The 13,823-nt window shown below is 71.7% G+C and carries 12 protein-coding genes; 2 read left to right on the forward strand and 10 right to left on the reverse strand.

Going from position 1 to position 13,823, the window contains the following annotated elements; genetic code table 11:
• Positions 1-32: 32 nt before the first annotated feature.
• Both OG607_RS43305 and OG607_RS43310 read right to left on the reverse strand, forming a co-directional pair.
• On the reverse strand, positions 33-2,420 hold the full coding sequence (locus tag OG607_RS43305; protein WP_405735678.1) for an FtsX-like permease family protein: 2,388 nt from the start codon (positions 2,418-2,420) through the stop codon (positions 33-35).
• Complete coding sequence (locus tag OG607_RS43310; RefSeq protein WP_405735681.1) at positions 2,417-3,106, reverse strand: ABC transporter ATP-binding protein; 690 nt, start codon at positions 3,104-3,106, stop codon at positions 2,417-2,419. Before OG607_RS43310 ends, OG607_RS43305 begins: the two co-directional genes overlap by 4 nt.
• A 214-nt stretch (positions 3,107-3,320) precedes the next feature.
• Here OG607_RS43310 and OG607_RS43315 point away from each other — a divergent pair, with 214 nt between their 5' ends.
• Positions 3,321-4,622, forward strand: a complete 1,302-nt coding sequence (locus tag OG607_RS43315) for a sensor histidine kinase (RefSeq protein ID WP_405735684.1) — start codon at positions 3,321-3,323, stop codon at positions 4,620-4,622.
• A complete protein-coding gene (locus OG607_RS43320; RefSeq protein WP_405735687.1) occupies positions 4,619-5,305 on the forward strand; it encodes a response regulator in 687 nt (228 codons plus the stop codon). The genes OG607_RS43315 and OG607_RS43320 overlap by 4 nt, the downstream gene beginning before the upstream one ends.
• 72 nt (positions 5,306-5,377) lie before the next feature.
• Here the strand turns inward: OG607_RS43320 and mug are convergent, their stop codons facing one another.
• The 8 genes from mug to OG607_RS43360 all read right to left on the reverse strand — a co-directional run bounded on the left by mug (position 5,378) and on the right by OG607_RS43360 (position 13,732).
• On the reverse strand, positions 5,378-5,947 hold the full coding sequence (gene mug, locus OG607_RS43325; RefSeq protein WP_405737446.1) for a G/U mismatch-specific DNA glycosylase: 570 nt from the start codon (positions 5,945-5,947) through the stop codon (positions 5,378-5,380).
• Complete coding sequence (purB, locus tag OG607_RS43330; RefSeq protein WP_405735689.1) at positions 5,944-7,374, reverse strand: adenylosuccinate lyase; 1,431 nt, start codon at positions 7,372-7,374, stop codon at positions 5,944-5,946. Before purB ends, mug begins: the two co-directional genes overlap by 4 nt.
• A gap of 75 nt (positions 7,375-7,449) precedes the next feature.
• On the reverse strand, positions 7,450-8,226 hold the full coding sequence (locus tag OG607_RS43335) for an SGNH/GDSL hydrolase family protein (protein WP_405735692.1): 777 nt from the start codon (positions 8,224-8,226) through the stop codon (positions 7,450-7,452).
• A 47-nt stretch (positions 8,227-8,273) separates the two neighbouring features.
• Positions 8,274-9,284, reverse strand: coding sequence for a hemolysin family protein (locus OG607_RS43340; protein ID WP_405735694.1), 1,011 nt, complete (start codon positions 9,282-9,284; stop codon positions 8,274-8,276).
• Positions 9,281-10,621: a hemolysin family protein gene (locus tag OG607_RS43345; protein ID WP_405735698.1), complete on the reverse strand. Its 1,341-nt coding sequence runs from the start codon at positions 10,619-10,621 to the stop codon at positions 9,281-9,283. The genes OG607_RS43340 and OG607_RS43345 overlap by 4 nt, the downstream gene beginning before the upstream one ends.
• A gap of 74 nt (positions 10,622-10,695) precedes the next feature.
• A complete protein-coding gene (locus tag OG607_RS43350) occupies positions 10,696-11,013 on the reverse strand; it encodes a GNAT family N-acetyltransferase (protein ID WP_405737448.1) in 318 nt (105 codons plus the stop codon).
• Positions 10,964-11,383: a GNAT family N-acetyltransferase gene (locus OG607_RS43355; protein WP_405735700.1), complete on the reverse strand. Its 420-nt coding sequence runs from the start codon at positions 11,381-11,383 to the stop codon at positions 10,964-10,966. Before OG607_RS43355 ends, OG607_RS43350 begins: the two co-directional genes overlap by 50 nt.
• A gap of 1,152 nt (positions 11,384-12,535) precedes the next feature.
• A complete protein-coding gene (locus OG607_RS43360) occupies positions 12,536-13,732 on the reverse strand; it encodes a branched-chain amino acid ABC transporter substrate-binding protein (protein ID WP_405735703.1) in 1,197 nt (398 codons plus the stop codon).
• Positions 13,733-13,823: the final 91 nt, after the last annotated feature.

Raw genomic sequence — 13,823 nt, forward strand, 5'->3', positions numbered from 1 at the left:
ATCGTACCCCTGACCTCCGGGTCGGGGGTAGCTCACTCGGTGCGCAGAGCCGTGGCGGTACGTGTCCGGGCGGCCCAGCCGGCCGGGAGCAGGGCACCGGCCACCGAGATGACCAGGCCGCCGAGGCCGAGGAGGACGACGCCGGGCAGGTGGTAGACGGCGAGGTCCTCCGGGGGCATGTTGGTGCCGATGGAGTGGCCCATGGCCGGCACGATCCAGCGGTGCAGCGCGATCCCGAGGGGAACCCCGATGACGCCCGCCACCAGGCCGGTTCCGGCCACGGAGGTCAGGACCATGGCGACGGTCTGGCGCGGCGCCATGCCGAGCGCCTTGAACACGCCCAGGTCGTGGACCCGTTCACGGGTGTCGAGCACCACGGTGTTGAGCACTCCCAGACCCGCGACGGCGACCAGCATCAGGGTGAGGGCGGCGATCAGCGCGTTCATCATCACGATCGTCGTGCTCTGCCCGTTGTCGGGGTTGGCGAACGACTGGGCGCCGGTCGGCCGCAGCGCGGTGTTCAGCGCGTCGACATAACCCGCCACGCCTGTTCCGGGCCGCAGATCGACGCGGAACTCGCTCACCGACACATCGAATCCCGCCCGGGTGAGGGTGGACAGGCCGGTCAGCACCTCCATGCCCTCTTCATGGGTGTTGAACACCTCGCCCACGATGCGCGCCGAGGTGGTGTGCCCGCCGCCCGTGAGGGTGATGGTGTCCCCGACCCCGATACCGGCCGCCTCCAGGAACCGGGTGTTGACGACGGCCTCGCCGGCGCCCGTGGACCAGCGCCCGGAGATCACCGGGTAGGAGGCCCAGGACGCGTCGCCCTGATACCCCACGACGGTCGTAGCCCCGGCGAGCCCGGCCACGCTGAGCTCGGTCCGGGCGGTGCCGTAGAACGCCCGGGTCGCCGCTTGACCGTCGATCGCGGCGGCGACCGCGGCCGGGTCGGCCGGTTGCGGGGCCGGGCCGCTCCCGGGCTTCCGGACCTCGACGGGACCGGATCCCGGTGCACCGGTCGGGACGACGACCGCGCCGGAGGTGCCCCGGTTGATGCCCTCCTGTATGCCCTGGAGTGTCGTGGCCAGGCCGAAGGCGAATGTGACCGCGATGGCGCCGAACGCCACGGCGGCGGCCGTCGTCGCCGTACGCGCGGGCCTGGCGAACGGGTGGGCCAGACCGAGGCTCAGCGCACGCGGCAGCGGCACCCGGCCCACCAGCCGCTGGGCCCCGCGCCCGCGACCGGTACGCGGAGCGCGCCCCACGCTGATCGCCTCGGCCGTGCGCAGCCGCCCCGCCCGCAGCGCGGGCACCAGGGCCGTGACGAGGACCACCGCGAGGGCAGCGGCGGCCACCGCAACGTCGACCCACGTGGCGATCGTCAGCGACCCGGTGTTGTAGGCGTCCGAGGCCTCGGCCAGCAGAGGTACCGCCAGCAGATTGCCCAGCACGACCCCCAGCACGGTGCCGGCCGACGCCGGGATCAGCGCCTGTCCGACGTAGGCGCGCGCCACCTGCGCCGGGGTGAAGCCGAGCGACTTGAGGATCCCGATCCGCCGCCGGCCGGCACCGACCGCGCCACTGACCACCGTGCCGACGATCAGCACCGACATGACCAGCCCCAGGATGCCGAAGGCGAGCACGAAGGGCACAAACGCCGCGGTGCTGCCGTCCGCCTGCAGTTTGACGGTCAGATAGGACTGCGATCCGGACAGCGCCCCGGCCGGCACGGCGGCGACGATCGCGGACCGGCCGGCCGCCACCTGCGCCCGCGTACCGGCGGATGCGAAGCGGTAGAGCATCTGGTACTGAGGTGCGGTGCCCGCCGCCGTCAGTGCCCCGATCTGTGCGGGTGACACCCAGCCGTCGGCGCTGCGGCCCACCGACCGGGCGTAGCCGACCAGGGTGAGGGTCGGGTGGCCGGGCAGGTCCATGACCTGGAAACGGGCCCCCGGCTGCACGTCCGGGGCGGCGTAGTCCGAGGACAGCACGATCTGGCCGGGACCGGTGATCCAGTGGCCCTTGACGATGTCGACGTCGTCGACCGGCCCGTCGGCGTCCGTGCGGCCGACGACCGTCAGCGGGGGCATCGTGATGCCCGACATCTCCCCGGAGCCCGAACCGGTGCGCAGGCTCAGCGACAGGCTGCGGAACGGCCCGGCCGCAGCCGTGACGCCGGGCGCCTGCGCGGTGGCGGCGATCTGCGCGGCGGTGGCCTTCGTCCCGTCGAACTGCCCGGTGAGATGGGGGCCCTTCTGCGCGGCGAAGGCATGGTCGAACGGCGCCCGGGACGCCACCAGCAGCCCGAGGGCCAGGACCGACGCGGTCACCGCCATCAGCGTGGTCAGCGTCATGACCAGGGTCTGCACGCGCCGGCGCCCCACACCGGCCCGCACGACCCGCCCCAGGGCGCTCATCGGGCCACCGCCGGCACGTCGCGGACGATCCGGCCGTCGACCAGCTCGATGGTCCGGGTCGCGCACGACTCGGCCAGCGCCAGGTCATGGGTGACCAGCAGGATCGTCTGCCCGTCCGCGTTGAGCTCCGCGAGCAGGTCCCGTACGTCCTCGCCGGAGGCCGTGTCCAGCGCCCCGGTCGGTTCGTCGGCGAGCAGCAGCGCCGGGCGGTTCATCAGAGCCCTGGCCACCGCGACCCGCTGCCGCTCCCCGCCGGAGAGCCGGCCGGGGTAGGCGCGGGCGTGCCGGGCGATGCCCAGGGCCTCCAGCAACTCGGCGGCGCGGACGCGGACTTCGGCCCGGGGAAGACCCGCGAGCTGTGCGGGCAGCGTGATGTTGTCGGTGACGGTCAGGTCGTCCAGCAGGTTGAAGAACTGGAACACCATCCCGATCCGCGTCCGCCGGTACTTCGCCGAGCCGGCCTCGCCCAGCTCGTCGACGCGCAGCCCGTCCACGGTGACGCTGCCCGCGCTCGGCCGGTCCAGTCCGGCGACCAGGTTCAGCAGCGTCGACTTCCCGCTCCCGGACGGCCCGAGCACGGCAAGCGCCTCACCGGCTTGGACGGCCAGCGACAGGCCGGCCAGAGCCGGTGGCCCGTCGTCGTACTTCTTGCTCACATCGCGGATGTCGATGACGGGTGTGGTCACTGGTTGCCTCCACGGCTCGACGGGTCGGTGCGGTTGGTGTGCGACCCGAAGCTAGGGGCGGCCCGGGGCGCGGCACGTCGGCCGCGATGGCTAATTCGGCTACCGCTTACGGACCATGGGCGCGGGGGTCATCCCCGCGATGTACGCGGACGGTGTACGGGCCTGATCACCCCGGAGGATGCGGCCGGGCCGGGCGGCTTGGGACACTGAGCCCGTGAACAGGGCGGAGATCGCGAAGCGTTGGAAGGCGGGCACCGCGGCACTGACGCATGCCACGAGCCCGCCGCCGAAGGTGTCCCGCTGGGCCTGGGCGGCCGACGCGATCCTCGCCCTGGTCCTGACCGTCGCCGTCCTGGGCAATGTCGGCGACCAGACCGACGTCCAGAAGGTTGTGCGGCTGGGGCCGGTCCCGGTGATTCCGGATGTCCCGGCACCCCCTCCGGGCGGCTCGGCCATCGTTGTGCCCGGCGACGGAACGGTCCCCACGGAGCTGCTGGTCCTGGCCGTGCTGACCGCGCTGCCTCTGGTCGTACGCCGTCGGTATCCCTTGTCGGCCTTCTGGGCCGTGACCCTCGCGGCGCTGCTGCTGCCCCGGGAATCCGGCGGCGACACCTCCGTGAACATCTTCCTGAGCTGCCTGATCGCGGGCTACAGCGCAGCGATGTACAGCCCCTACCGGGCGGCCACGGTGGCGAGCCTGGTGACCGGCGCGGTGCTGATCACGGCCGACAACAGCCCGGGCGAACCGGCCGTCACCCCCGGCTACGCCCCGTTCTTCGTGCTGATCGCGGCCGGACTGGCGGCGAACACGATCCACACCTGGAAGCAGCGCGTACGGGTCCTGGAAACCGAACACGAGGCCACGACCCGCGGTGCCGTGGAACACGAACGCTCCCGCATCGCCCGCGAACTCCACGACGTGGTCACCCACAACGTCAGCGTGATGGTCATCCAGGCCGGCGCCGCCCGCAAGGTGATGGACGCCGCCCCCGACCAGGCCCGCGAGGCACTGCTCGCCGTCGAGTCCGGCGGGCGCGCCGCGATGGCCGAACTCCGCCACGTCATGGGCCTGCTGACCATGGACAGCGACGGACCCGACCCGGCGGCCACCGCCGACCTCGCCCCGCAGCCCGGCCTCGGCCAGGTGCCGGCGCTGGCCGACCGCATCCGCGACACCGGCGTCCCCGTCGAACTGACCGTGACCGGCGCCCCGGCCCCGCTGTCGCCCGGCGCGGACCTGGCCGCGTACCGGGTGGTGCAGGAGGCCCTCACCAACACCGTCAAGCACGCCGCCGGCGCCAGCGTACGGATCGCCGTCGACTACGCTCCCGGAGAAGTACGCGTGGAGGTGGCCGACACCGGCGGCCGGCCGACCTCCACGGCCCGCTCCGGCAACGGCCGCGGCCTCACGGGCTTGCGCGAACGCCTCGCCGTCTACGGCGGCACCCTGCAGACCGGCCCCCGGCCCACCGGCGGCTACCGCCTGCGTGCCGTCATCCCCGTGGAGGACCTTTGACCGAGCCGACGCGCGTCGTCATCGTCGACGACCAGGCCCTGGTCCGTACCGGCTTCCGGATGATCCTCGCCGCCGACGGCATCGACGTCGTAGCCGAGGTCGCCGACGGCGCCCAGGCCATCGACGCCGTCCGCCGCACCCTCCCCGACGTCGTGCTCATGGACATCCGCATGCCCGGCATCGACGGCCTGGAGGCCACCCGCCGCATCCTGTCCGCCGCCGACAGCACCGCCCCGCGCGTCATCATCCTCACCACCTTCGACCTCGACCGCTACGTCTACGCCGCCCTCTCCGCCGGCGCCAGCGGCTTCCTCCTCAAGGACGTCACCCCCGAACACCTCGTCGCCGCCGTCCGCCTCGTCCGCTCCGGGGACGCGCTCCTCGCCCCCGCGATCACCCGCCGCCTCGTCGAACGCTTCGCCGCGCGGGACGGCCAGGCCGCGGCGACCCTCCACCGGGATCTGTCCACGCTCACACCCCGTGAACTCGAGGTCCTCCAGCTGCTGGCCAAGGGCCTGAGCAACGCGGAGCTCGCCGCGCGATTCGGACTGAGCGAGGCCACGGTCAAGACACACGTGGCCCGCATCCTGTCCAAGCTCGGGCTGCGCGACCGCGCCCAGGCGGTCGTGGTGGCCTACGAAACGGGGCTGGCCGTACCGGGGGCCTCCGGCCCGCCGGGGTGAATTCAGCCCGTCCGGCGATTGAGGACAGAACCGGTCGCCGGACGGACCCGGCGAACCATTCCGTTCACCGCTCTAGACGGGGGTCACGCCGGACGGGCTGGAGGCTGCCGCCGCGGCAGCGGCCCGCAGGCGGCCGAACTCCTCGGCCATCGTCTCGACCGTCCAATGGGCGTTCAGCCCACTCGGGTTGGGCAGCGCCCAGATCCGCGTCGCGCCGATCGTCCGCTCCTGCGGCCCGATGACGGCCTTCTTCTCGCCGAAGGCGACCCGGTACGCCGTGATGCCGGCGACCGCCAGCCAGCGCGGCTCGTACCGCCGCACCGTGGCCTCCAGGAGACGCCCGCCCTCGCGCATCTCCTCCTCGCTGAGCTCGTCGGCGCGGGCGGTGGCGCGGGCGGCGACATTGGTGATCCCGAGCCCGTACGCGAGCAACTCGCCCTGCTCGGCCGGCTTCAGCTGCCTCGGGGTGAAGTCGGAGGTGTGCAGTACGGGCCAGAAGCGGTTGCCGGGGCGGGCGAAGTGATGCCCGGTGGCGGCGGACATCAGGCCGGGATTGATGCCGCAGAACAGCACGCGCAGGCCGCCCGCGATGACGTCCGGAATGGTGCGGTCGCGGGCGGCCTGCAGCTGCTCAGGCGTCAGAGGATCGCCCCGGGGGTGTAGGACGCGGCCTGCGGGTACCGCTTGGCCACCTCGTCGATGCGGCGGACGACCTCGGCGACCTGGCCGGCGGCGGCGCCGGTGAAGGAGAGGCGGTCGGCCATGAGGGCGTCGAGCTGGGCGCGGTCCAGCGGCATGCGCTCGTCCCCGGCGAGGCGGTCGAGGAGCTCGTTGCGCTCGGCGCCCTTCTCGCGCATGGCCAGCGCCGAGGCGACGGCGTGCTCCTTGATGACCTCGTGGGCGAGCTCGCGGCCCACCCCGGCCCGGACCGCGCCCATCAGGACCTTGGTGGTGGCGAGGAAGGGCAGGTAGCGGTCGAGCTCGCGCGCGATGACGGCCGGGAAGGCGCCGAACTCGTCGAGAACGGTCAGGAAGGTCTCCAGCAGGCCGTCGAAGGCGAAGAAGGCGTCCGGGAGGGCGACCCGGCGTACGACGGAGCAGGAGACGTCGCCCTCGTTCCACTGGTCGCCGGCCAGTTCGCCGACCATGGAGGCGTAGCCGCGCAGGATGACGGCCAGGCCGTTGACGCGCTCGCAGGAGCGGGTGTTCATCTTGTGCGGCATCGCCGAGGAGCCGACCTGGCCGGGCTTGAAGCCCTCGGTGACCAGCTCGTGGCCGGCCATCAGGCGGATCGTCTTGGCCAGCGAGGAGGGCGCGGCAGCCAGCTGCACCAGCGCGGTCACGGCGTCGTAGTCCAGCGAGCGCGGGTAGACCTGGCCGACGGAGGTGAAGGCGCGGGAGAAGCCGAGGTGCTCGGCGATCCGGTGCTCCAGATCCGCGAGCTTGGCGGCGTCGCCGCCCAGGAGGTCCAGCATGTCCTGGGCGGTGCCGACCGGGCCCTTGATGCCCCGCAGCGGGTAGCGGCCGAGCAGGTCCTCGACGCGCTCGAAGGCCACCAGCAGCTCGTCGGCCGTGGTCGCGAAGCGCTTGCCCAGGGTGGTGGTCTGGGCGGCGACATTGTGCGAGCGGCCGGCCATGACCAGCTCCGCGTACTCGGCCGAGAGCTTGCCGAGTCGGGTGAGGACGGCCACCGTGCGGTCGCGCACATGCTCCAGGGAGAGCCGGATCTGGAGCTGCTCGACGTTCTCCGTGAGGTCGCGCGAGGTCATTCCCTTGTGGACCTGCTCGTGCCCGGCCAGCGCGTTGAACTCCTCGATGCGCGCCTTGACGTCGTGCCGGGTGACCTTCTCGCGCTCGGCGATGGAGGCGAGGTCGACCTGCTCGACCACCCGCTCGTAGTCGGCGATGGCCTGCTCCGGCACCTCGATGCCCAGGTCCTTCTGGGCCCGCAGGACGGCGATCCAGAGGCGGCGCTCCAGCACCACCTTCTGCTCGGGGGACCACAGGGTGGCCAGCTCCGCGGAGGCGTAGCGGCCGGCCAGGACATTGGGGATGCGGGGCTTCGTCACGTGGCGAGAGTCTACTTGGCGTAGGCGCAGGTCAGCGCCGAGGCCAGGTCTACGCGGGTAGCCTCGGGTCTAGGCTCAGGCCTCAGCCTCGTACGGCAGCAGCGCACCGCGCTTGGGCGCCATCCCGTCCCCGGAGGAGCGGCCGGTGAGGCGGCGGCCGATCCACGGCACGAGGTGCTGCCGGGTGAAGCGCAGGTCGGCGGCGCGCCGGGCGAGCCAGGCGGGCGGTACGGGGGCGGGGAGCAGCTCGGTCCAGTCGGACTCGGGGGAGTGGCCGAGGGTCTGCCAGACGGCCTCGGCGACGCGGCGGTGGCCCTCGGCGTTGAGGTGCAGCCGGTCCTCGTCCCACATCTGGCGGTCGCCGAGCGTCTCGGCGCCGTAGAGGTCCACGACGAGGGCGCCGTGGCGGGCGGCCAGCTCGTCGATGAAGTCGAACAGCTGCTCCATGCGCGGCAGGAAGCGCGCCGAGACCGGTCCGCGGCGGATCGGGCTGCGCATCAGCACCAGCTGACGGCAGCTCGGCGCAAGCCGCTCGACGGAGCGCTGGAGCAGCGCGCAGACCTCGTCCACGTCGCACTTGGGGCGCAGCGTGTCATTGAGGCCGCCGACCAGCGTCACCAGGTCGGCGCTCATCGTGGCGGCGGGCTCCACCTGCTCGTCGGCGATCTGGCGGATGAGCTTCCCGCGCACCGCGAGGTTCGCGTACCGGAAATCCGGCGTGCGCGCAGCGAGGCGGGCGGCGAGCAGGTCCGCCCAGCCCCGGTAGGAGCCGTCGGGGCGTCCGTCGGACATTCCCTCGGTGAAGGAGTCGCCGAGCGCGACGAAACTGGTGTACGTGGCATTGGTCTGCATAGCGCGGGTGATCCTACCGGGTGGTATCGGCCGGACAGGCCTTGGGCCTACCGGCTGCCGACCAGCTCCTTCAGTACGTCCTCCATCGTCACCAGCCCGATCCCGCGCCCCTGCTCGTCCACCACCGCCGCCAGGTGCGCGCCGCTCGCGCGCATCGCCGCCAGTACGTCGTCCAGCGGCATCGCCGCCTTGACCCGGGTGATCCTGCGCAGCGCGGACGACGGGAACGAGCGGTCCCTCGGAGCGCCGTCAAGGGCGTCCTTGATGTGCAGATAACCCACCACCCGGCCGTCCGCGTCGGCCACCGGGAAGCGCGAGTAGCCGGATTCCGCCGCCAGCCGCTCCAGGCCCTCCGGGGTGATGCCCAGCGGCGCCCGCACCACGCTCTCCGGCGGCCGCACGACCTCGCCGACCGGCCGCCGGCCCAGTTCCAGGGCGTCCTGGAGGCGGTGTGCGGCCCGCTCGTCCAGCAGCCCGGCCTGGCCGGCGTCGGTGACCATCCGGGACAGCTCGTCGTCGGAGAAGACGGAGGTGACCTCGTCCTTCGGCTCGACGCGCAGCATGCGCAGGAGCGAATTCGCGAAGGCGTTGATCGTGAAGATCACCGGGCGCAGCGCCCGCGCGGTCGCCACCAGCGGCGGCCCGAGCAGCAGCGCGGTGCGCTCCGGGTCGGCCAGCGCGATGTTCTTGGGCACCATCTCGCCGAACAGCATGTGCAGATAGGTCGCGGCCGTCAGCGCGATGACGAAGGAGATCACATGGATCACCCCGTCCGGCACGTTCACCGCGTGGAACACCGGCTCCAGCAGGTGCGCGATCGCAGGTTCGGCCACCACGCCCAGCACCAGGGTGCACAGTGTGATGCCCAGCTGGGCGGCGGCCAGCAGCGGCGACAGGTGCTGCAGCCCCCACAGCACGCTGCGCGCGCCGCGCTCGCCCGCCTCGGCGCGCGGCTCGATCTGGCTGCGGCGTACGGAGATCATGGCGAACTCGGCGCCGACGAAGAAGGCGTTGACCACGAGTGTCAGCGCACCGATGAACAACTGCAGAGCGGTCATCGCGCCGCCTCCTGCGTACGCTGCCCGTCCTGCGCGTGCGGCGACAGCAGCCGTACGCGCGCCGCCCGGCGCCCCGAATCGTCGGTGACCTCGATCAGCCAGCCGTCGGCCTCGGCGGTGTCGCCGACGGCCGGGATCCGGCCCAGCTGGTGGGCGACCAGGCCCGCGAGCGTCTCGTAGGGCCCGTCGGGGGCGTGCAGTCCGATCTCCTCCAACTGGTCGGTGCGGGTCGCCCCGTCCGCGTCGTAGACCCGCCGTCCCTCGGCGTCCCTGCGCAGCAGCGCCAGGTCCGGGGCCTCGTGCGGGTCGTGCTCGTCCCGCACCTCGCCGACGACCTCCTCGACGATGTCCTCCAGGGTGGCGACCCCGGCCGTACCGCCGTACTCGTCGATCACCACGGCCATGCTGACCTTCCCCGACAGCCGGTCCAGCAGCCGGTCGACGGTCAGCGACTCCGGCACCAGCAGCGGCTCCTGCAGCAGCACCGTGACCGGTGTGTGCTCGCGCCGCTCGAAGGGCACCGCCAGCACGTCCTTGATGTGGACCACCCCGATCACGTCGTCGAGATTGTCCCTGTACACCGGAAACCGCGACAGCCCCGTCGAGCGGGTCGCCTCCGCCACGTCCTGCGCGGTGGCGTGGTCGTCCAGGGCCTTGACCTGCACCCGAGGGGTCATCACGTTCTCGGCCGTCAGCTCCGCCAGGCTCAGCGTGCGCACGAACAGCTCCGCCGTGTCCGCCTCCAGCGCGCCCGCCTTCGCGGAGTGCCGGGCCAGCGCGACCAGTTCCTCCGGGCTGCGCGCCGAGGCCAGCTCCTCGGCGGGCTCCAGGCCCAGCCGGCGAAGAATCCGGTTCGCGGTGTTGTTCAGGTGGACGATCAGCGGACCGAACGCCGCCGTGAACGCGCTCTGCGGCGCGGCCACCGCCTTCGCCACCGGCAGTGGGCGGGAGATCGCCCAGTTCTTCGGCACCAGCTCGCCGACCACCATCAGCACGACCGTCGACAGCGCCGTGGCCAGCACCAGCGCCGCCGAGGACGCCGTCGACGCCGACAGGCCCAAGGACTCCAGCGGCCCGGCGAGCAGCTTGCCCACCGACCCCTCGGCCAGCATGCCGATCACCAGCCCCGTCACCGTGATCCCCAGCTGCGCCCCCGACAGCTGCACCGTCAGCGTCCGCACCGCCTTCAGTGCCGCGCCCGCGCCCCGCTCGCCGGCCCGCTCCGCTCGCTCCAGATCGGTGCGCTCGACCGTGGTCAGCGAGAACTCCGCCGCCACGAACACGGCACAGGCCAGCGTCAGCAGCAGGGCGACGGCCAGGAGCAGCACTTCGATCATCGGGACACCTCGGTCCCATGATCGGCCAGACACTTGCGGTTCGCGCGACTCGGGGGTTCGCCCATGGAGGACGCTCACACCTTTCTCGGGGGTGACAGGGTCGGACAATGGTAAAGGAAGGGTAAATCGTGAGGCGTGGCGGGCTCCGCCCGGACCCGCTGCGGGCTGCGCCCCCGGACCCCCGTCAGGCGGTGGGCGGCTTCGTCCAGAGCGAAGCGCTGCTCGGCCGCGTCCAGCAGGGCGATGCCCTGGCGGCGGTGGCCGGGGTGGACGGCGAGGCGGTAGAGGTGACAGCGCCAGCCGTCGCATCTTGGCAGCCCGCAAACATTCGCCCTGCCCTGCTTACAGCGGCTTGACCCAGCGCCGCCAGTGGTCCTCGCGATGGTAACCAGCCGTAGCCCACGTGTGGTGTGCCCGTTCGTTGGCTTCCAGGACCATGGCGTCGACGCGTCGCCCGCCCAGGGCGATGAATCGTTGTTCTGCCGCTTCCAGCAGGGCGGTGGCGATGCCTTGCCGGCGGCAGTCCGGGTGTACGGCCAGTCGGTAGGCGTGGCATCGCCATCCGTCGAAGCCCGCTATCACGGTCCCCGTGAGGAGGCCGTCGCGCTCTGCGAGGAGCAGGGCTTCGGGGTCTCGTGTGACGAGTCGGGCAACTCCGTCGTGGTCGTCGCTGATGCTCGTTCCTTCTGCGGCTTCGCGCCAGAACCGCAACACGGTGTCGATGTCCGAGTGGGTGGCGCAGCGGATGCGGAGATCGCTCATGGGTCGAGCCAAGCAGAGCGCCGGCCTGTCTGGCGAGCGGGTTTGCGTGCCGAGGAACCGAGAGAGGGGCGGGCGTGATTCCGGGTTCGTGCAAGCCACGAGCCCGCCGGCTGAACTCGCGGCACGGTTGCGCGGCCACCGTCAGCGGACTGCGCCCGGCGGCTGTGCCACGGAGGGGGTGTGCGGCGTAATGCGGACTTCGGAGATTCATGTGCCGTTCTGCGCATATTGTTCCTTCCTCGCGGCGGGTGCGTTCATCGCCGTTGTCCCTGCCAACCGGCCTGCGACGGTGGCAGCCGCACGTCGGGAGAATCTTGTTAAGGGCATGACATTTCTGTTGTTGGCGGCATGCGTGCCCGCGTGCCGCGGCGGCCCACCTGAGGCGTCGCGCCGGAGGCGGCGGCTCCTCCGTTGCGCAACGTTTCGTATATGACGTATGGAGTACGACGGCCATGAAGCCAGGGGCCCTCCCTCTATTCGTCAATGTCTCTTACAAAATGTGCCGACGCCCGACGAGGAGCAGGGCTTCGGGGTCTCCCCAGCAGCGTTTTGCCGCACCGGACTTCGCGGCGGCGCGCCTGGTGGTCCCTGCCCCGTCGGGTGGAAGACGTCGCGCTGTCCGGCCGTCGTCGACGGCAGCGAGCCATCAGCCCGTTCACGGCGAGGGGAGGTGGATGAGTACGTAGTTTCACGGTGGTGCCATGGCCATGGGATGCGTCAAGATCGCCGTGTGCGTTCCCGGTTTCCACCACACGTGTGCCCGGAGAGCAAAGGCGGAGCGAGCCGGGGGTTGGGCTGTGAGGCTGGTGATCGCCGATCGTCGGAGGGCTGCCTTCCGACCGGGGGCGGAAGCCCGTTGCCGTGACGTGGCCTGGCGCATCGCACCCAAGCCCCGCCGACAGCACCAGCTCAGGCCTGTCCGCCCGGTCACCACGGCAGCCGGACTCGGGGAATATGACCGGGACCAACGATACGAGCACAGAACTGAGTTACCGGCCGACGGTCGAATTCGTCACCGAGTCCGGTCCGTCGGTGTGTGCCAAGTCGAAGGCGCGGGCGCTGAACGCACCACCGGAACCGGGGAGGGAAGTGCCCGTGCCCTGTCGCCAGGACCGGGCATGGGCGGTTCCCGTGGCCTGCGCGCATGCGCGTTCAGTCCGCCCGTGTCCAGATTCCGTCGGGGGTCTGGGTCATACCGGGCACGAACCTGCCCTTCCGCACGACTGTGGTCATGTAGACCGGGAGCAGCCGGTCGCCGGTCGCCTCAAAGCTGATCTCGCCGGTTACGCCCTTGAAGCGGTACACGTTGTTCAGGGCGGAGGTGACCGCCTCCGGATCGGGGGAGCCGGCCGATTTGACGGCCCAGGCGAGGATGTTGACGGCGTCGTACTCGTAGGGGGCGTAGCTTCCCGGTTCGGTGTGGAACATCTCGCGGTAGTCCCGGGCGAACGTCTTCGCGGCCGGTGACTTCAGGAGGGACCCCGATGGTGAGGTGGTGGCGGTGAATCCTTCGGCGGACGTGCCCGCGGTGGTGATGACGGATGTCTCGACGGTCGCGTCCCCGCCCAGCAGCGGAACGCCGATCCCCTGGCCGCGTGCCTGACGGATGAAGAGCCCGGCGTCGGAGTAGTACCCCGCGAAGTAGACGGCCTGGGGAGCGGCCGCCTTCACGCGGGCCAGAAGGGGGGCGAAGTCCCTGGTGCCGGGGGTGAAGGACTGGCTGGACACCGTGGTGCTGCCGAGTTGCCGCAGGTTGTAGTCCACCGACCTGGCGAGTCCCGTGGAGTATGCCGAGCTGTCGCCGACCACCGCGACCCGCTTCGCCTTGAGACGGCTGACCAGGTAGGAGGCGGCGAACTCGCCTTGATCCTCGTCCGAGCCGATGGTCCTGAAGACATGCAGTAGCCGGCGGCGGGTGATCATCGCATTGGTCTGGGCGTCGGCGATGAAGGGGATGCCCGCCTTGTCGGTTATCGCGGTCTCGGGGAGTGCGGCTCCGGAGCAGGCACCCCCCACCACGGACATGACGTGCTGCGCCATCAGGCGCCGGACCGCCGCCGCGCCCTTCTTCGTGTCACAGGCGTCGTCGGCGACGACGAGTTCTGCCTTACGGCCGTCGAGGAGACCGCCGTGCTGGTTGATCTGAGCGACCGCCAGCCGGGCGGCGCGGACGATGTCCCGGCCGACGGATGCCGAGGGGCCGGTCAACGGCGCCACCACACCGATCCGGATGGGGGCGCCACCGCCCGAGAGCCGAGTGGCGACGCCGATTCCGCAGGCGGCGGCGACCACGGTGGCGACAGCGATGACGGAGAGGGCTTTCGAGGATCTCTTCCGGGCGCGTGTCATCAGCGATTCCTCAAGGCCGGAGGGAGCCGGAGCGCACGACTGCGCGCCGGTCGGTGTGAGAGGGGAGGGGTGAAGTGGGTGAAACGTACGG

This window comes from Streptomyces sp. NBC_01537 (assembly GCF_045040445.1).
Taxonomy (GTDB): domain Bacteria; phylum Actinomycetota; class Actinomycetes; order Streptomycetales; family Streptomycetaceae; genus Actinacidiphila.